Raw genomic sequence first — 1,013 nt, forward strand, 5'->3', positions numbered from 1 at the left:
AAAATGAAGAAGATTTTAATTACCGGCGGGGCAGGTTTTATCGGATCACATGTAGTGAGAAGATTTGTGACCAATTATCCGGATTATGAAATTGTAAACCTGGACAAGCTGACCTATGCAGGAAATCTGGCGAATCTGCGTGATATAGAAGAAAGTTCAAACTATAAATTTGTTAAAGGCGACATCACTGATGCATCGGCAATGAATGAGCTGTTTAAAAGAGAGAATTTTGATGCAGTGATCCATCTGGCAGCAGAATCTCATGTTGACCGTTCTATTGTAGATCCGACGGCATTTGTAATGACCAACGTGATCGGCACAGTGAACCTGTTAAATGCAGCGAGGGAATTCTGGAAAGGTGATTATAATAGCAAACGTTTTTATCATGTGTCTACAGACGAGGTTTATGGAGCTTTAGGAGAGCAGGGAATGTTCACTGAAACCACTGCATATGATCCTCATAGTCCATATTCAGCATCGAAAGCTTCTTCCGATCATTTTGTTCGTGCTTATCACGATACCTATGGTTTAGATGTGGTGATCTCTAACTGTTCCAATAATTATGGTTCTCACCATTTCCCGGAGAAATTAATTCCTCTGGCCATCAACAATATCAAAAACAGCAAAGCTGTTCCGGTATATGGCAAAGGCGAAAATGTGAGGGACTGGCTATGGGTAGAAGATCATGCCCGTGCTATTGATGTGATCTTTCATGAAGCCAAAACGGGAGAAACCTATAATATCGGTGGTCATAACGAATGGAAAAATATTGACCTGATCCATTTGCTTTGCAAGATCATGGATAAGAAGCTGGGCCGTGCCGAAGGGGAGTCTGCCGGGTTGATTACGTTTGTAACCGACCGTGCCGGACATGACCTGCGTTACGCAATAGATTCGACCAAGCTGCAGCAAGTGCTGGGCTGGGTGCCGAGCTTGCAGTTTGAAGAAGGTTTGGAAAAAACGGTAGAATGGTACCTGGAAAATGAAGAGTGGTTATCTGATGTGACTTCTGG

General features: G+C 43.0%; 1 protein-coding gene. It reads left to right on the plus strand.

Translation table 11 applies throughout. The features are described 5' to 3' along the window. Positions 1 to 3 precede the first annotated feature (3 nt). Positions 4 to 1,013, plus strand: a 1,010-nt coding sequence (gene rfbB / locus R2S08_RS28815; RefSeq protein ID WP_316838352.1) for a dTDP-glucose 4,6-dehydratase, incomplete at its 3' end; no start/stop codon positions are given.

Origin of the sequence: Pedobacter nutrimenti, assembly GCF_032678445.1 — a bacterium.
Lineage (GTDB): Bacteria > Bacteroidota > Bacteroidia > Sphingobacteriales > Sphingobacteriaceae > Pedobacter > Pedobacter nutrimenti_A.